Source organism: Nostoc sp. MS1 (genome assembly GCF_019976755.1).
Lineage (GTDB): Bacteria > Cyanobacteriota > Cyanobacteriia > Cyanobacteriales > Nostocaceae > Trichormus.
Window position 1 is genome coordinate 541,021 of sequence record NZ_AP023441.1, and the last position, 17,022, is coordinate 558,042.

Sequence of the window (17,022 nt, forward strand, 5' to 3'; positions counted from 1 at the left end):
TCTAAGTTAATGTTGCCCAATGTTACTGCAAAATCCCAAGATTAATCTTGAATTTTATGAAAAGTTATCTGGACAATAAGTTAAAGGCTGTTGGAGGGTGTTTCTCAATGAAAAATATCCAATCTCGTAAGATGGGCTTTTTGCCCACCCCACAAGATAGATGATTTATTTACTGGAAATACTTGAAGATACTTCCACTGGTGTTGGGAAATTGGTAGTTGGATGATTCCGGGCGATCGCAGCCTGCATAAACCCTTTAAATAAAGGATGGGAAGTGCTGGGACGCGATTGAAATTCTGGGTGAAACTGGCAAGAGATAAAAAATGGATGATGGGGATATTCCACAATTTCCACTAAGCGTCCATCGGGTGATGTGCCGCTAATCACATAGCCAGAATCTAACAACAACTGGCGGTAATCATTGTTAAACTCATACCGATGGCGGTGTCTTTCTTGTATAACTTCGGCTTGGTAAAGTTTGGCGGCGAGGGTATTAGGTAGAATATGGCAATCATACAGACCTAAGCGCATTGTTCCGCCTAAATCTACTACATCTTGCTGCTCTGGCAACAAGTTAATAACTGGATGCTTAGTGGTTGGATCAAATTCCGCACTATTAGCGCCTGTTAACCCACCGACGTTTCGCGCCCATTCAATTACGGAACATTGCATTCCTAAGCATAAACCTAAGAAGGGAATTTGGCGATCGCGGGCGTATTTAATCGCCGCAATTTTGCCATCAACCCCACGAGTACCAAAACCTCCAGGTACAACTATGCCATCCACACCCGCGAGATAATCCTCTACTGGTTGGTTTTCCAAATCTTCAGAGTTTACCCAACGTAAGGTTAATTTTCCTTGCGTAGCGATCGCCGCGTGTTGTAACGCCTCGACTACGGATAAATACGCATCACTCAATCTGACGTATTTACCAACGATGGCAATTTCTACGTTATGCTTAGGACTATACAAGCCTTGCACCATTGCTTCCCATTTGGCTAGATTTGGTTGCCGTTGTTCCATTTGCAACAAATCTAGGGCTTGTTCTGCTAACCCTTCCCTTTCTAGAATTAAAGGTACTTCGTAGATACTTCTGGCATCTTGGGAGGTAATGACACACTCTACAGGAACATCGCAAAATTCCGATAATTTTTGCTTTAGTCCTCTAGGAATGGGGCGATCGCTCCGACATACTAAAATATCTGGTTGAATACCAATTGATCTAAGTTCCTTCACCGAGTGTTGTGTCGGCTTAGTTTTCATTTCCCCAGCCGAAGCAATATAAGGCAAAAGGGTAAGGTGCATATACAGCACATTTTGCCTTCCTACCTCTTTGCGTAGCTGGCGTATAGCCTCCAAAAATGGCAGGGATTCAATATCGCCTACCGTACCACCAATTTCCGTAATAACTACAGATGGATTTGTTTCTTTAGCGACAGACAAAATCCGCTCTTTAATTTCATTCGTAATATGGGGTATTACCTGTACTGTGCCGCCATTGTAGTCACCGCGACGCTCACGCATGATTACAGCTTGGTAAATAGAACCAGTCGTAACGCTGTTGAGTCGTGACATCGAAGTGTCGGTAAAGCGTTCGTAATGTCCCAAGTCTAAATCGGTTTCTGCACCATCTTGGGTAACAAACACTTCGCCGTGCTGAAAGGGACTCATTGTACCCGGATCAATATTAATATAAGGGTCGAGTTTAAGAATCGACACCGAATAATCTCGTGATTTGAGTAAACGGCCCAGACTTGCTGCTACAATGCCTTTGCCAATACTGGAAACGACACCTCCAGTTACAAAGATAAACTTAGTCATAGTAGTTTGAATTTTTATCAACTGCTAACAATACCTTTCAAAAGACATCCCGTCATTGTGCCACAGTCACATAATTAATACGCTTCTGTGATAATCCTGTGAAAAATTTCCTCGTACCAGTAATCTTAAGCTTCCTTGTCACCTCCTCCATTGCTTTGGCTTCCTCACCTTTCAAAGTTGTTTATCCCCCGACAAACCACCAGACTAGTGCAGAAAAAATCTTTTTTATTGGCACAGCACCACCAAATGGACAAGTTCTCATCAATGGTAAGCCAATTACTCGTAGTCGCTCAGGTCATTTTGCACCAAGTTTTCCCCTACAGTTAGGAGAGAATATTTTTACCATCACTCACCAAGGTCAAACGCTTCAGATTAAGGTGACAAGGGTGAGTAATCAACCAGAGATACCCCAAGGTTTAGCTTTTGCTAAAGGTTCTCTAACACCAGTCGCCGACATTGCCAGACTACCGGGAGAACTAGTTTGTTTTAGCGCGGTTGCATCTCCTAACGCTAGTGTATCTGTGAAACTAGCTAATCAAACTGTGGCACTTTTACCACAACCACAACAAGCACAACTACCAAATAATTTGGCAGCCTTGACGGGACAGAATCAACCCACTACCCAGTCTAGCGTGGGAATTTACCAAGGTTGCACAACATTGTTAAAGCCTAGCTCTTCCGTAAATGGGCAAGTTGTCTCAGATGCTGGTAGAGAGATAGAGTTGGGGCAACCTCAGTTTCAACTGACACTTAATGGTAAGACAATAACTCAACCAGGGACTGGTAAAATTACCATTCTCTCACCTGCGCAGTTACCAGTTGCTGAGGTGGTAGCAGACGCAGGAACTGCACGTACTGGCCCTAGTACCGACTTCTCTCGACTTACGCCACTGCCTAAAGGAACACGAGCCACTGTCACAGGTAAAGAAGGTGAATGGTTCCGTCTAGACTATGGTGCTTGGATTAATAGTAAGGAAACTCGCGTTCTCCCAGGATCTATTCCGCCACGAACAATTGTTCGCAGTGTCGGATATCGGAGACTTCCCGGTGCAACAGAGATGCGTTTCCCACTAGAAACCCCTGTACCTGTGAGCGTAGAACAAGGAGAAAAAACTTTCACCCTGAGACTCTACAACACCACTGCCCAAACTGATATTATTCGCCTGGATGATGACCCTTTAATTTCTCGTCTAGATTGGCAGCAGGCAAACCCAACAGAGGTAAGATACACCTTTAACCTCAAAAAAGCTCAACAGTGGGGATATAAGCTGAGATACGACGGTACGACCCTGGTGTTAGCTTTACGCCATGCGCCTGTTATCAAGCAAAATAGGCAAAAGCCCTTATCTGGTATCAAGATTCTACTCGATCCTGGTCATGGTGGTAAAGAATCTGGCGCATCTGGGCCGACTGGATATTTAGAAAAGGACGTAAATCTGGCAGTATCGAAGCTATTACGTGATGAATTGCTGAAATTGGGTGCAAATGTAGTGATGACGAGGGAGGATGACAGGGATGTCTCTCTACCAGAACGTCAAGCAATTATCAATCGAGAGGAACCAGCAATTTCAATTTCCATCCATTACAATTCTCTACCGGATGACGGTGATGCGGAAAATACTAAGGGAGTTGGTGCATTTTGGTACAATACCCAAGCTCAAAGCCTCGCCGTCTTCATGCACAATTATTTAGTAAATAAACTCGGTAGACCTTCCTACGGTGTATTTTGGGATAACCTCGCACTGACACGCCCAGCCACCGCACCTTCGGTATTATTAGAGTTGGGTTTTATGAGTAATCCTAATGAATTTGAATGGGTGACAGATCCCCAAGAGCAGAAAAAGTTAGCTAAGGCTTTAGCGGGAGGGATAACCGAGTGGTTTAGAAGTGTTAACTAGTCGTTAGAGTAAAGTAAAAATTAGTCTTATAGAACCGCCATTATAAGGTGCATTATGCTTTACTTTAGTGCCTCTTACTGAAGTGACACTACTGCAATAACGCTGTTAAAACTTATATAGGTAATTTGTCTACTTTAGCTCAAGGTCACTTATCTTTTTGCACATGGATAAAACTAAAATTCTATTTCTGTCAGCTGATCCTAGCGATGCTGGCCGTTTGCGTTTAGGTCAAGAGTTGCGAGATATACGTGAGAAACTACAACTCTCAAAGCAAAGAGATATTTTCCATCTAGAGCCTCGTGAAGCAGTGCGTCCAGGAGATATAAGTCAAGCAATTTTTGATATCGAGCCGCAAATTGTTCACTTCTCAGGACATGGAACGAGTACAGGAGAACTATGCTTTGAAAATCTCACAGGACAAGTTCAACCTGTTGTTCCTTCTGCACTTAGCAGCTTATTTGAGCTAGTATCACATCAGGTTAAATGTGTGGTTTTAAATGCTTGTTATTCAGAAATCCAAGCAAAAGCTATTGCCGATTATATTCCCTACGTTATTGGCATGAATCAAGCTATTGGAGATACTGCTGCAATAGCATTCTCAGTTGGCTTTTATAGAGCATTGGGATCTGGTCGCACGTTTGAAACAGCTTATAAGTTTGCTTGTGTAGAAATTCAGTTAGAGGGTATTCCTGAACATTTAACTCCAGTTATCTATACAAAAAAAGTAGAGAACACCAAAACTGATGATGTAATTTCTTTAGGAACTAAAAATAGCTTTACTTATACATCTATCACAATAAAGCAAGACAGGAGTTTGTTTCTTCAACTACTCAAAGATTTTCCACCTAATGGAAGAGGTGCAAGATTTTTGAAAGAGCATGACGTAGGAAATAGTATTCGTAGTAAAGATTTAGAAAGTATTGATGATCTTATTGATACTTGGACAGATGTAATGCACGAATTTTTAAATCCTGAATTGGAGGCAAAAAGGAGAAATTTTATGAGTATTCTCAGAGACTTCCAGTCAAAGTTAAATGCAAACATTTGGCCAATTGAAGGGCGTGAATTTTTCTCTATGTATCTTCATGACTTTGAAGTTCGAGAACACCGTCTTGAGACAAGAGATCAACTTAATCAGATGGCTACGAAAGCTTTTGATTTATATGAAGATGTGTTGCGCTGTTGCAGAATCATGCTTGGTACTGTTGATTATGAGCAATGAAAATTATTATTTTATAATGTTTTTTTTCTCTAATGCCAATAATACCTTAGCTACATTCTCAGCTATTTCTATAGCTTCTTGTACTGTTTTACCTTCGGCAACTAACCCCTGTAAATCGTCACTTGTGGCTACAAAATATTCTTGCTCATCTTCAATAAATCTTTCTATTTTGAGTCGAATTAGAGTTTGCATTTACTTAACCTTATAACCCAATACGGTTCAGTTAAGGCGCAAAGTTGTGTAAATTAAGGATTGTAATTAACGCTGAAAGTAAACTGTAGTGCATCTCAAAGATTTTTCCCTGTTGTCTCCAATGATACAAAGCGATGATTTGCTAAAAGCAATAGAGACAGCCATACCTGCAACTGCCATTGAACAAGCGATTACAACCAGCAAAGCTAACGAAGAAAGAAATCGTTCTTTACCAGCACATTTGGTAGTGTGTCTTGTAGTAGCAATGAGCCTGTGGTCGAGAGATTCAATGCGAGATGTACTAAAAAACTTATTAGAAGATGGCTCCTACTTATCGTGGATTAATCCTTCAGGAAAACTACGCTCAAAAGGTTGTCAGCCAATTCTTGTGAGAGTTATTGAATACACAATTGAGCATCCAGAAAACCCTACGGAACAACTTACTTATCGCTTAATTACGAATTTATTAGATATTGATAAATTTCCCGCAGAATTATTAGCCAAAGAATATCATCAACGTTGGGAAGTAGAAAATATCATTGATGAATTGAAAATACATCTTTTGGGGCGTAAAACTCACGTTCGTTCTCAAAAACCACGAGAAGTCGTGCAAGAAATTTATGGTTGGTTGTTAGGTCATTGGTCAGTACGAGTGTTAATGTTTCAAGCTGCAACTACTGCTGGGGTTCCACCATTACGCTTGAGTTTTACAAGTACATTACGAGTCATTCGTCGTGCTATTCCTAAATTTCAAGATTTACAGACCGAAGACTTACCTTTTTTTTCGATTGGTTAATTGTCGAGATTTTAGATACGTTTTTATCTGAACGTGTTCACCGTGTTAATCCCAGAGTTGTGAAAAAACCTGTATCAAAGTTTCGCTCTAAAAAGCCGCAACACAGAGGTACTGGACAACGAGTAGAAGCTCCGAAATTTCACATCACTAATCAGCTTTCTAGGCTTAACTGAACCGTATTGCCTTATAACCGAAAAATAGTTATAAAATAATTCCTTAACTACCCTACTTGTATCTACATTATTCCAGGCTTAAACCTGTATCTGGATCTATACCCATTGCTCGTAAACGTTCTGCTAGTTGTGCGGCTTTTTGCTCTGCTTGTTGCGCCCTTAGTCTTTGTAATTCGGCTTCTTCTTTACCCACAAGTAATAAATTACCATCTAAATCCCACCAGCGCAGCCATAGTTGCTCAGGATTATTTAAGTAACTTCCTTGCCAAAGCCCTAATTCTACACCTAAAGGCGGGATGGGATAATGTCCCCGTTGATTAGGCTGCATTTTTTGGTAGGAAAAATCTACTAAATGATAAACTTCTAATTTCTGATTATTAACTTCATAAATAGCGTAATAGGGAATACGAATTACGCGCTCATATACCCAAAATTTACCAGGCTTTGCACCTTGGCGATCGCCACTTAGAGGTAGAGGTGTTTTATCTCGTTCTTCTTCACCATTACCACTGGCTAATTATATAGCAATTAATGGGGGAATATATTCTCGCCATAACACATAGGAACGGCGAATTTTTCCGTCTAATCTTGGTGGTACACCAGGAACATAAAACCAATCTGGTGCTACTGTACCTTTTTCTGGTGGTTCTGTTTCGCGCCAATAAATACCACAATCTTGACCTATACAGAAATTTCCGTCTGCATGTAAATTTTGTAATGTTTGGATGATAGAGTCTGTAATAATAATGCTTTGGGGATGTTCTTGAAAATTCTTGCCTCCGGCACGCTGCGCGAACACAAATGTACCATCAGACTCTGGTAGTTGAGTATGATCTGGAAACTGTGGTGGTACATCAATATCAGCCAGCGTTTCACTCATACCATTCAAAGGATTACAGTATTGATTTAGTATAACTTGGAGAGTGTGGGCATTACTTGCCCTGTATTTCGCTTGTCGTCCTATTTCAAATATTCTTTTAACTAATCTTTATTGTCCCAAGCATGTAAAAATGGCATCATGAACAACCCCCAAGCCACACCTGTAATCAAACCGAAGGGCGTAACTAAATAATTATTAAAATCCCACAAACCAAAAATTTGCGCTGCTAATTCCACAGGATAAGCCATCATCAAGACAGTGGCTAAAGCCGCACCACTCCAACCATATTGACTCAGCCAATAAATACCTTTACCGCCAGTTACAGCATAAAGCAGGCGGGTAATTAACAAACCTGTGACAGTACCATAACAGCGCATACATACAGCCATGATGAAGGGGGATGCTAATTCCAAACCCATAGTAGGTTGCGGACATACATGATTACCCATAAAGTAAATGATGTCCGCAATACCCCCAAGCAACCAGACACCAGACGCAGCCAAAAAAGGAGCAATAGGAGGCCCAAACACCATTCCCACCAACAGGAAATCAGCAAAAAAACTGACCCAATTAACCTGTAACTCTCGTGTTAAAGCCACCCTTTGCATCTTCCTTCCTTTGCTCCTTTGCGCTACGCCAGTTGCTTTAAGTCGGCAGAGCAGCCAAACGCACTGGCTCCTCTGTGTGAGATAATTCTTAACCTACCTTAGACACATACGGACTTGTCAACTTATCTAGCTGCTGAGTTAACAGACTGAGGAATAAACCTACGTCAGTGACTACACCTACTGATTCTATTGAACCGCGATCGCTCAATTTGGTCACAACAGCCGGGTTAATATCCACACAGACCATTTTTACACCAGATGGGGTCATATTCCCCACACCAATTGAGTGCAGCATTGATGACAGCATGAGAATCATCTCCGCACCTTCTAAGTGTTTGGCGTACTCCTCCTGCGCCTTGATTAAGTCCATTTGGGTATCGGGTAAAGGCCCATCATCCCGAATGGAACCAGCTAGAACAAAGGGAACTTGATTGTGGACGCATTCATACATGACACCGCTATTAATTACCCCTGCTTCCACAGCTTTGGCGATGCTACCGTAGCGACGGATGGAGTTAATTACCTTCAAGTGATGGCGATGTCCTCCACGAACGGCTACACCCCGCTTCATGTCCACACCCAAGGATGTACCCATGATATTTTGTTCGATGTCATGGACTGCGATCGCATTTCCACCCAGTAAGGCTTGTACGTAACCTTCCCGAATTAATCTTGATAGGTGTTCGCCACCACCAGTATGAATGACCACAGGCCCGGCTGTGACAACTACTTTACCGCCAGCATCACGAATTTTCCGTAGTTCCCAAGCGACTTGTTCAACCACCAATTCCACGCGGCGTTCGCTAGAAACACCCGCCGACATAAAGCTGAACTCTTGGGTGTTACGTTGTTCCCGCGATTCAGTTTTGCGGATGGTGCGGATACCTTGTACGTCTACTACAACTTGTTCGCCTACTTCTAGGTCACGTAATATTTTACACCTTGCTTTTAGACCATTGGCAGTTTGAGTAATAGCGATCGCGCCGTCCATCCGTTGATTTTCGACTTTAATCCACTGCCCTTTAATCCGCACTTCCGTAGGATAAATGGTACTGACATAGAAATCATCAGGGGCGACACCATTTTGAATCACAGGCTCAAGTTTGACATCGCGCTCATCTTGAGGCAAGTCTACCGCACCTAAATCAATTAATTGGGAAAGGATTTCTTCCATCACCTCGTGAGAAGGTGCGGAAACCTTCACTTCGGCGGCGGATGTACTTTGGCGTTGTTCACCCAAGTTGAAGTTTAATACTTGGAAACTACCACCAGTATCGACAATTAAATCCAAGGCGCGGTTAATCAAGCCAGAATCAAGTAAATGTCCTTCGATACGCATAATTCGGCTTTCGACGGACACGTTGGCGTGAACTTCTGCTCTAACTGGTTCTGTTACGCGCAAGGTAAGACACTTAGCCGCACCACCAGCTTTGAGAAATTCGGTCAGAGGTGTTTCCAGTACGCGGAAACCAACATCAGATAAACGCTGCTTTAAAGTTTCGCTGGCTTTGTTCATAATGACGATGCTGTCAACATTCACCGCATTACAAGCAAAATTCACCGCATCGGCTTCAGCAATAGCTATGCGCTTTTCTGGTGCAACTCGCATCTCAATTAAGCGGTTGGAGTAGGAATCAAACGCACCAGGGTAATAGAGTAAATAACCGTTAGCTAGTGGGCAGAAACAGGTATCTAAATGATAGAAACGCTCATCTATCAACCGCAGTGATAGGACTTCAATATCTAGCCATTTAGCCAGATATGGGTGAGAATCTAACTCGGAACGGAAACCATAGCCAGCCCACAGCCAACGTCCTTCTCTATCTAATAATGCGTCGCCTGCACCTTCAAAGGGTAAGTCTTTTGGTAGTTCATAAACTGTATAACCATTGCCTTCAAACCATTGTTTGAAGTATGGTTCCTCACCTTGACGCTCTTTGTGTAAAAAGCGGCTCAGAACAACATTATCACCCAAGACTAAGCCAGCGTTGGCAGTAAACACCATATCTGGCCAGCCTTTTTCAGGGGTGACTAAATCTACAATGGCGTGTTCTTTAAGAATTTGGTATAGCCCCTGCCACTGATCAACTGCGCGATCGCGTGAAGATTTGTGAATATTCCCTTCCATCCAGGGGTTAATCACATAATCCACTTCGTAGTGGTCAGGAGAACACATCAAAAAACGAATACGAGAGGTCATAAAAATATTACAAATGTTACAGACTTATTTTGGACACCAGCATTTTCTTTTCCAGGTTCGTACAATCCGTTACACTACCTCTATCTTGAGATAGTGGCGAATTTAACAAAAATTTTGCTTCTTTTATTACTGGAAAAGACACAGTAATATTAGCAAAGCTATAGGTTAATCAACCGCTAGGTTATGGGCATAGGCCTAAAGTAATAATTTACTGCTATTGTGTTGTCATTAAATTTCTTAAAGTAAATGACAGATTTTGTTTTTAACATTGAGGATAAACCCGATCCAAAGGATATTCAGGCTGTAATTAGTAAAATTGTTGAATTTAACAATAATAGCCTTCAATATAAAGATATTGCTTATCCTTTAAGCGTTTTAATTCGAGATGATAATGGAGAAATTGTTGGTGGTCTAGTGGGAAAAACACATTGGGGATGGCTGTTTGTATCTCACTTATGGGTAGATGAGAGCTTGCGTGGTCAAGGTTATGGAAAGCAACTTTTACTCAAAGCTGAACAAGCAGCCAAGGAACGCGGCTGTAGTCATGCTTATCTCGATACTTTTAGTTTTCAAGCTTTAGGATTTTACCAACGTTTGGGATACGAAATATTTGGAGTTCTAGAAAACTTCCCCCCAGGACATCAAAGATATTTTTTAAAAAAACAAATTTAGCAACTCCCTTTCACTCTTTAAAATTACGAATTACGAATTATTTCTACCTCCGCCACAGTCAAGCTGAGGACTTGTGCAACCTGTTCTTGACTCATACCCATATCTAGTAATTGAGATACAGCGTTTAATCTTGCTTGTCTTTCAGTGTCAGCCCGTTGCTGTTCAGCGTCAGCTCGTTGTTGTTCAGAGTTAGCCCGTTGCTGTTGTGCTTCTTCTGGTAACAGAACCACATTACCCGCCTCATCGTAAAACCTCAGCCACACAGCATCATCATCTTCTACTTGACCTTGCCAAGTTCCCACCCACAAGCCTATACTTTGACTCCATAACCAGCCTTGGGGGTTGGGAGTAATTGGTTGATAGCCTTGATCACTATCTAAATGCCAACCTTGCAAAGAATTAACTTTGAACGGATGAAATACAAAATAATCTTTAGTTTTAAATACTTGCTCGTATAGTTGTTTTTTCTCTCCCAAGTCTTTAGCTTCTGTTGAATCGGAAAGTAGTTCAACTATCATATCAGGATAGCGGCCATTTTCTTCCCAAACGACCCAACCCAAGCGCGTAGGATTATTCTCTATATTTAGAACTACAAAAAAATCAGGGCCTTTAAAATCTCTATTTCTTGCCTGCTTACTGCTGTAGTAAATAAACATATTACCGCCAGCAAAAAAATTAGTTCGTTCTGCCCATTGATATTTGAGAGAACGGATCAATAAATTCATGGCGATGCGATGGCGGTTACTTTCCAAGGGTTCTCCGTCGTCAAAAATTAAATCCGTGGGTGGCATGGGTGGTTCCCATTCCAAGGATTCTACTTTTGGGTCTTGGGGTAGTTGTGTAGTTTCCATTGACATAAAGTCAACTCCCAAATGGAGTGATTATTCAAGAGTAAGATTAATTCGTAATTCGTAATTCGTAATTATGAAAGGCAATTGCCATCATATTTGTAACTTGTAAATATCTCAGTTCTATTTATTTGTATTGACCGTTAACTTTTAACGGTCAATGGTCGACCTTGCTAAAGAGATAATGCACAAGAGTGTAGTTTTGTTTGGAGAAATCCTTTTAAGATGCGCTTGAGGGAGTCTTTTTTTATGAGTTTGATAGCTTGTTTTGCATCTAGCCATCGTCGGTATCTTTTATTAGCCTCTGGATAACAATCGCTGAGGTTTTCAACTGGTAGTAAATACATTTTAACTCGGTAGATTTTGCCTCGTTTACGATACTTATAAGTACCCAATTCATTACCATCTACCTGCCCGATTACTCCAGCTTCTTCCCAAGCTTCCTTAGCGGCTGATGCAGGGGGAGTCATACCATTAACGATCCCACCTTTGGGAATTACCCATTCTTGACGATCGCGTGTTGTAATCAATAGTATTTCAATCTTTCCATCCCTCTCCCTATAAGGAATTACTCCAGATTGTTTCAACACTTTATTAACTTTTCGTCTCACCAGAATTGTCTCCTCTGATTAATAATTTCTATGTACAATATTTACTTTGAAATATTAGCTACAGATTGAGAATTAATTTTTATTAATTTATGTTTTAGCTTATTAACTTTAATATAGTCATTAGTCATTAGTCATTAGTCAACAGTCCATAGTTGTTCTCCCCTACTCCCGGTTGGTGAATCTCGACTCCGCTCGATTTCCCGTCTCGCAGAGAACCACATCTTCCCTTACTCCCCACTCCCCTAAACTGGCTTTTGATCCAAACGAGTTGCTTGTTCAAGGGCTGCTTTTTCCTTTGCTCTGTGGGCATAGGGTTGTAATTGAGTGCGATCGCAGGCTGTAATAATGCTTAAATTCTCTAAAGTCATCCCTCGCATTAACATTTCTACGCGCCAAGTATGTTTTGCTTGGTCAATTTGAGGTGTTTGTCCTTGCGGGGTTAATAATGCTTGAGTCCAGACTTGCCAACAAGCTAAAACCTCAGATTCCGAGATTGGTTCACCTGTCGCGTTAATAAACATGGGAGCATGATTATCTTTACGACTTTTTAACCATTTAGTTAAGGGATTATCTGTATAGGAACCATAGCGTTTCCCTAAAATCCACTGGTTTACCGGGACTTGGCGGACGAATCCGGGGATGGTAATTTGCAGGAAGTGACCGTGAGAGTCATAAATTTGATGATTTCGTTGTAAGTTAACTAGTTCTGTAGCGGATAAGCCAGCCGCAAATAAAACGTATGCGATCGCGTAATCCTGTAGACTCGATTTTCTAGCTTGTCGGAGAATTTCATGAACTAACGCCGCAGGTATATCCGCTACGTCTTGAGGTATTTCTCTGATTTCTAAGCTGTTGTGAGCTAATTTCATTGCGGGTGACATCGTTCCGTGAAGAAATAACTCCACTAAGTTTTCTAGAAAATCGTCCCGACTTTCCCAAAGTTGATGAAATTCGCTGGTAAACTCAATAACGGCGTATCCCAAAATCATGCCGTTGAGTAAACTGGCTAATTTCTCTGCGGGTAGATAGGTGTTTAAATCTCCCTGTTCAATTACTGTAGCTAAGTATTGAGCTACATAGCGGTTAGCCTCTGTTAAGCCTCGTCCCAAGGCGCGGCGATTCTCTGCTGGAAATTGGTCAGCTTCACCTACTACAGACCTGACCAAATCTGGCACTCTTTCCAATGCGTGTAAGCTAGCACTTGCATAGTCTTTTAAAGCTTGGTAAACATCCCCCGGAGGATTAGCCCGTTGTACCAGGGACTCACCTAAGTTGATAAAGGCTGCTGATTCTTCTAATACAGCCAACAGCAGCCCATGTTTATTACCAAAATTGCGGAACAGCGTCACTTCATTGACTGCGGCTTTTTCAGCAATTTGACGGGTAGTAGTTCCACTGACTCCCTGAGCAGTAAATAATTCCAGTGCTGCTTTAATCAAGCGTTGGCGAGCTGAAAGCGGTTGAGAGGCCATAAATAAAATGCAAGTGCTACTTGCAATAAAACAAAAACAAGTGCTAGGATGACAAATGTAAGTGATACTTGCTCTAATTTACTGTAACGCATGAGTCTAAATAGGTAATAGCAATTCGCCAAAAGAAAATTACAAACACCTTAATGACGAATTTGTCAATTCCTGTTGAGCATGAAAAATTACCAGCTACAAGAGCAAATCGCAACCTGATCCATTAATTAGGAATTGTTATGACTGCAAAACATCTGGCGATCGCACCTGATGCAGAGAAACCATTGCGCATACGGTGGATAAACGTATTATTCTTTACTTCGTTTCATGCCGTAGCCTTGTTGGCTCCTTGGTTTTTTTCCTGGTCAGCATTAGGTTTGCTATTGGTTCTCCACTGGTTGTTCGGCAGTATTGGTATTTGTTTAGGGTATCACAGACTACTTAGCCACAAGAGTTTTCAAGTACCTAAATGGTTGGAATATGCGATCGCCACTATCGGCGCATTAGCTATGCAGGGGGGGCCGATTTTTTGGATTGGAGGACACCGCCAGCATCACGCACACACCGAAGATGTCCACCTAGATCCATATTCTTCTCAGCGCGGGTTTTGGTGGAGCCATATGTTATGGATTATGTATCCCCGCTCAGAATTTTTCGACTATGAAATCTATCAAAAGTACGCACCAGACTTAGCTAGACAACCTTTCTATCGTTGGTTAGATCGTTACTTTTTGTTATTGCAAATTCCTTTAGGATTAGTTCTTTACGCCTTGGGAGGCTGGTCATTTGTCATCTATGGTGTGGTTGTCAGAGCAGTATTACTATGGCATTCCACTTGGTTTGTTAACTCTGCTACTCATATGTGGGGTTATCGCACCTTTGATGCTGACGACAATGCAAGAAATTTATGGTGGGTTTCCATTGTTACTTATGGCGAAGGTTGGCACAACAACCATCACACATACCCTAACGTAGCCAAAGCTGGGTTCCAGTGGTGGGAGATTGATGTAACTTGGTGGAGTATTAAATTATTACAAACTCTAGGTTTAGCAAAGAAAGTAGTTTTACCACCAACAAAAAGTATAAATCAAGGAAGAATGACTCTTTCATGATTAAGCAACCAACGCTTGCGCTCTAGTCCTCCTGCATATCCTGTGAGTAAACTGTTTGCACCAATGACTCGATGACAAGGAAGGACTATCGCAATTGGGTTAAGTGAATTTGCCAAGCCGACAGCACGAGCAGCAGTCGGCTTATTAATTTTTGCTGCTAACTCACCGTAAGATATGGTAGTTCCCCAAGGGATAGTTTGCAGCGCCAGCCATACTTGCTGTTGAAAAGGAGTTCCCCCAGTATCTACAGGAATATTATTTAAGCTGTGGCGATCGCCTTTTAGATAAGCTTGAACTAGGCTACTAAATCCCTGCGGATTCTTTGTCTCTTGAAAATAGAAGCTAGGATAACGTTTTTGCAGCAGTTTCAACATTCTTTGCTCATAGTCTGCAAAATCCAAAGCGCAAAGTTTTTCCCCATCAGAGACAATTAAAATCGTGCCAATTTCTGAACTGATTTTATCAATAAATAGTTTTACCAAATCAACCATGCGACTAGTCTTAGGGTAGTTCATTTCGTTAAATTTTTATGACATAAATCTAGTAAGCCAACCTAAATATTGTCAACTAATCAAAATATTTATATGCAATATCCCCCAGCACCCTGGACACTAAAAGGTTATGCTATCCAAACTCTACATTTAGTAGATATAGACAAAGTACGCTTACTCCTTCCCCCTGAGTTAAACCCATTTTCTCTATGGCCTGGTAAAGCGATCGCTAGCGTATATTTATCGTATTACAGTTCTGATTCTGTAATGGAATACAGTGAGTTAATTGTAGCCTTAGCTGTAACGGCTGATAAGGGATTTGGTGGTTGGGTATCTCACATTTATGTAGATAATGAAAACTCTGTAGCTGGCGGTCGAGAAATTTGGGGATTACCAAAAGAATTTGCACAATTCACTTGGCAAGAAAAATCTGTAACAGTCCGTCAAGGAAACCAACATCTTTGTACTTTAAACTTTAACCAACCCAGCTTCGCATGGCGACAAACACTAGCTGCACCCGGTTTTAGTAAACTTGATCATAATTTGCTAACCTTTACAGCTAAATTTGAGGGTTTAATAGGTTTTGTAGGCGCTAATTTAGAAGTGCCTAATACCAGTCCTTTTTCCAGCATAGGTTTAAGTCAACCTTTTGTTACTGTGCGTTATGACCAAATGACCTTACAAGTAGATGCACCAAAAGTCATTAGTCATTAGTCATTAGTCATTAGTTATTCTTCCCCTGCTGCCCCACTTCCTCATCTCCCCCCACTCCCCACTCCCTACTCCCTACTCCCTGACAGGTGTAGGTTTTTTACAATTAGGAGGAATTGAAGCAAAAGAAATCGTCAACAGGAGTATGAGGAAAAGCACTCCAACTGGGAAGATGAATAGGAAGATGGTTGAGTAAATCAGCAATCAGGGTCAACAGGCCTAACAAAAAACAAGAAATCTGACGCTGAGGATGAAGGTGGAAAGGCTGAGAAAAGACAACATGTCGAGGTGGAAGTTGTTCGAGAGTTGGGGGAGAAGATTGATTTTCCGCTTCGCCCCCCAGCATCACCATCCAAAGAGTGGCAACAGCGATGGCTAACCACAAACGTTCAGCACGTTGTGGTGAGAGCAAACGAGTATGATGCCAATCCCAACCATCTCCTTTGACATCCCGATAAACACATTCTGTAGAAGGACGTAAACCGTACCAGAGTGCAGAGGCGCTCATGGGTTCAAGGTCAGTCAAAATCAACCAAGGGTCTTTGTAACCAAAATCCCAACGGGCAAGCAATGTACATTCAACGGGATTGGTGACAAAGCAAATAATTCGACCTGACCAAGATGTTCCAGGGGTACAAACCACATCTTTTAGTGGATGCCATGTATTCCCAGATGGCAGGCGATAAGTTCCTTGATGGTTAATACGTAAAAACGGATGCCAGCCAGCAGCCACAATCAATTCATACAACCAACAAGCATACAGTCCTCTGTCAGCAGTGACTATGACATCAAACTCAGTTGGGATGGCATCTTTGATTGCTGTGAGCAGATTGTGCCAATGCCCTTTCCAACTTCCTGGCTCATGTGCTTTGACCACACACCATGCTATCGGGATTCCACAACCCGCCAAGAGTATGTTTACTGATAAGACTACAAACTTATTGCCGATACTGGTTGCGTCTAGTGCTAGCGCAATACGCTTGATATTGGTAGGTAGCAAACTGATCACCCATAACAGCAATGGCGCAAAACAACTACTTACATCTAGAGTCCGACGATGAAGCCCTTTTTTGGCAGAGGCTTCCTCATACCATTCTTTTAATCTTTGACGTACTGTATTTGCCTTTTCTGAGTTGACTTGAGCTATGAATTTTGACACTTTGCTCAAGCTACTTGATCTTGTCATCACTATGCCAAAACTCCATGTTGCCAGCCCTACCACTTGTGGTAACGTCAGATGTGGCATTTTCTGTGACACTATATTTGTCCATTGTTTGAGGTACTCATTTTTCAGCATTTGAGCCTCTGTTTCACTTTGTCAGTC

At 41.7% G+C, this 17,022-nt stretch carries 14 protein-coding genes and 3 pseudogenes; 7 read left to right on the forward strand and 10 right to left on the reverse strand.

Going from position 1 to position 17,022, the window contains the following annotated elements; all coding sequences use genetic code 11:
- Nucleotides 1–165: 165 nt before the first annotated feature.
- A complete protein-coding gene (locus NSMS1_RS02285; RefSeq protein WP_224090581.1) occupies nucleotides 166–1,821 on the reverse strand; it encodes a CTP synthase in 1,656 nt (551 codons plus the stop codon).
- 98 nt (nucleotides 1,822–1,919) lie between these two features.
- On the opposite strand from NSMS1_RS02285, the gene NSMS1_RS02290 reads away from it, so the two are divergent.
- Both NSMS1_RS02290 and NSMS1_RS02295 read left to right on the forward strand, forming a co-directional pair.
- On the forward strand, nucleotides 1,920–3,719 hold the full coding sequence (locus NSMS1_RS02290; protein WP_224090582.1) for an N-acetylmuramoyl-L-alanine amidase: 1,800 nt from the start codon (nucleotides 1,920–1,922) through the stop codon (nucleotides 3,717–3,719).
- A gap of 163 nt (nucleotides 3,720–3,882) precedes the next feature.
- Nucleotides 3,883–4,941: a CHAT domain-containing protein gene (locus NSMS1_RS02295; protein WP_224090583.1), complete on the forward strand. Its 1,059-nt coding sequence runs from the start codon at nucleotides 3,883–3,885 to the stop codon at nucleotides 4,939–4,941.
- A gap of 6 nt (nucleotides 4,942–4,947) precedes the next feature.
- Here the strand turns inward: NSMS1_RS02295 and NSMS1_RS02300 are convergent, their stop codons facing one another.
- Nucleotides 4,948–5,133 carry a type II toxin-antitoxin system HicB family antitoxin gene (locus NSMS1_RS02300; protein WP_224090584.1) on the reverse strand — a complete coding sequence of 62 codons (186 nt, stop codon included), beginning with the start codon at nucleotides 5,131–5,133 and terminating at the stop codon, nucleotides 4,948–4,950.
- 121 nt (nucleotides 5,134–5,254) lie between these two features.
- Here NSMS1_RS02300 and NSMS1_RS35000 point away from each other — a divergent pair.
- A pseudogene (locus NSMS1_RS35000) lies at nucleotides 5,255–5,440 on the forward strand (transposase domain-containing protein); the annotation flags it as partial.
- 3 nt (nucleotides 5,441–5,443) lie between these two features.
- Nucleotides 5,444–5,929, forward strand: a pseudogene (locus NSMS1_RS02305) (transposase); the annotation flags it as partial.
- 240 nt (nucleotides 5,930–6,169) lie between these two features.
- Here NSMS1_RS02305 and NSMS1_RS02310 read toward each other — a convergent pair.
- The 3 genes and pseudogenes from NSMS1_RS02310 to NSMS1_RS02320 form a co-directional block, all read right to left on the reverse strand.
- A pseudogene (locus NSMS1_RS02310) lies at nucleotides 6,170–6,982 on the reverse strand (Uma2 family endonuclease).
- Between the two features lie 101 nt (nucleotides 6,983–7,083).
- Nucleotides 7,084–7,590: a DUF2085 domain-containing protein gene (locus NSMS1_RS02315; RefSeq protein WP_224090598.1), complete on the reverse strand. Its 507-nt coding sequence runs from the start codon at nucleotides 7,588–7,590 to the stop codon at nucleotides 7,084–7,086.
- A gap of 88 nt (nucleotides 7,591–7,678) precedes the next feature.
- The gene (locus NSMS1_RS02320) at nucleotides 7,679–9,790 is read right to left on the reverse strand and encodes a TIGR00300 family protein (protein ID WP_224090600.1); all 2,112 of its coding nucleotides are present in this window, start codon (nucleotides 9,788–9,790) and stop codon (nucleotides 7,679–7,681) included.
- A 246-nt stretch (nucleotides 9,791–10,036) separates the two neighbouring features.
- Between NSMS1_RS02320 and NSMS1_RS02325 the strand changes: the two genes are divergently transcribed.
- The gene (locus NSMS1_RS02325; protein WP_224090602.1) at nucleotides 10,037–10,462 is read left to right on the forward strand and encodes a GNAT family N-acetyltransferase; all 426 of its coding nucleotides are present in this window, start codon (nucleotides 10,037–10,039) and stop codon (nucleotides 10,460–10,462) included.
- Nucleotides 10,463–10,485: 23 nt separating this feature from the next.
- Here the strand turns inward: NSMS1_RS02325 and NSMS1_RS02330 are convergent, their stop codons facing one another.
- From NSMS1_RS02330 to NSMS1_RS02340, 3 genes are all read right to left on the reverse strand, one after another.
- Nucleotides 10,486–11,319 (reverse strand): Uma2 family endonuclease, encoded by an 834-nt coding sequence (locus NSMS1_RS02330; protein ID WP_224090604.1) that lies wholly within the window; start codon nucleotides 11,317–11,319, stop codon nucleotides 10,486–10,488.
- Nucleotides 11,320–11,483: 164 nt separating this feature from the next.
- On the reverse strand, nucleotides 11,484–11,921 hold the full coding sequence (locus tag NSMS1_RS02335) for an NUDIX hydrolase (protein ID WP_224090606.1): 438 nt from the start codon (nucleotides 11,919–11,921) through the stop codon (nucleotides 11,484–11,486).
- 242 nt (nucleotides 11,922–12,163) lie between these two features.
- Nucleotides 12,164–13,393 (reverse strand): TetR/AcrR family transcriptional regulator, encoded by a 1,230-nt coding sequence (locus NSMS1_RS02340; RefSeq protein ID WP_224090608.1) that lies wholly within the window; start codon nucleotides 13,391–13,393, stop codon nucleotides 12,164–12,166.
- Nucleotides 13,394–13,623: 230 nt separating this feature from the next.
- Here NSMS1_RS02340 and NSMS1_RS02345 point away from each other — a divergent pair, with 230 nt between their 5' ends.
- On the forward strand, nucleotides 13,624–14,496 hold the full coding sequence (locus tag NSMS1_RS02345; protein WP_224090610.1) for an acyl-CoA desaturase: 873 nt from the start codon (nucleotides 13,624–13,626) through the stop codon (nucleotides 14,494–14,496).
- Here NSMS1_RS02345 and NSMS1_RS02350 read toward each other — a convergent pair.
- Nucleotides 14,472–15,011 carry a methylated-DNA--[protein]-cysteine S-methyltransferase gene (locus NSMS1_RS02350; protein ID WP_224090612.1) on the reverse strand — a complete coding sequence of 180 codons (540 nt, stop codon included), beginning with the start codon at nucleotides 15,009–15,011 and terminating at the stop codon, nucleotides 14,472–14,474. The genes NSMS1_RS02345 and NSMS1_RS02350 overlap by 25 nt on opposite strands.
- 69 nt (nucleotides 15,012–15,080) lie before the next feature.
- On the opposite strand from NSMS1_RS02350, the gene NSMS1_RS02355 reads away from it, so the two are divergent.
- On the forward strand, nucleotides 15,081–15,701 hold the full coding sequence (locus NSMS1_RS02355; RefSeq protein WP_224090613.1) for an acetoacetate decarboxylase family protein: 621 nt from the start codon (nucleotides 15,081–15,083) through the stop codon (nucleotides 15,699–15,701).
- Nucleotides 15,702–15,804: 103 nt separating this feature from the next.
- Here NSMS1_RS02355 and NSMS1_RS02360 read toward each other — a convergent pair whose 3' ends face one another.
- The gene (locus NSMS1_RS02360; RefSeq protein WP_224087111.1) at nucleotides 15,805–16,995 is read right to left on the reverse strand and encodes a transposase; all 1,191 of its coding nucleotides are present in this window, start codon (nucleotides 16,993–16,995) and stop codon (nucleotides 15,805–15,807) included.
- Between the last annotated feature and the right edge of the window lie 27 nt (nucleotides 16,996–17,022).

Excerpts from the sequence above, each read along its gene's own strand:
- NSMS1_RS02285 (WP_224090581.1), bottom strand. The coding sequence starts at position 1,821 with ATGACTAAGTTTATCTTTGTAACTGGAGGTGTCGTTTCCAGTATTGGC.
- NSMS1_RS02295 (WP_224090583.1), top strand. The coding sequence starts at position 3,883 with ATGGATAAAACTAAAATTCTATTTCTGTCAGCTGATCCTAGCGATGCT.
- NSMS1_RS02300 (WP_224090584.1), bottom strand. The coding sequence starts at position 5,133 with ATGCAAACTCTAATTCGACTCAAAATAGAAAGATTTATTGAAGATGAG.
- NSMS1_RS02315 (WP_224090598.1), bottom strand. The coding sequence starts at position 7,590 with ATGCAAAGGGTGGCTTTAACACGAGAGTTACAGGTTAATTGGGTCAGT.
- NSMS1_RS02320 (WP_224090600.1), bottom strand. The coding sequence starts at position 9,790 with ATGACCTCTCGTATTCGTTTTTTGATGTGTTCTCCTGACCACTACGAA.
- NSMS1_RS02325 (WP_224090602.1), top strand. The coding sequence starts at position 10,037 with ATGACAGATTTTGTTTTTAACATTGAGGATAAACCCGATCCAAAGGAT.
- NSMS1_RS02330 (WP_224090604.1), bottom strand. The coding sequence starts at position 11,319 with ATGTCAATGGAAACTACACAACTACCCCAAGACCCAAAAGTAGAATCC.
- NSMS1_RS02340 (WP_224090608.1), bottom strand. The coding sequence starts at position 13,393 with ATGGCCTCTCAACCGCTTTCAGCTCGCCAACGCTTGATTAAAGCAGCA.
- NSMS1_RS02345 (WP_224090610.1), top strand. The coding sequence starts at position 13,624 with ATGACTGCAAAACATCTGGCGATCGCACCTGATGCAGAGAAACCATTG.
- NSMS1_RS02350 (WP_224090612.1), bottom strand. The coding sequence starts at position 15,011 with ATGAACTACCCTAAGACTAGTCGCATGGTTGATTTGGTAAAACTATTT.
- NSMS1_RS02355 (WP_224090613.1), top strand. The coding sequence starts at position 15,081 with ATGCAATATCCCCCAGCACCCTGGACACTAAAAGGTTATGCTATCCAA.
- NSMS1_RS02360 (WP_224087111.1), bottom strand. The coding sequence starts at position 16,995 with ATGCTGAAAAATGAGTACCTCAAACAATGGACAAATATAGTGTCACAG.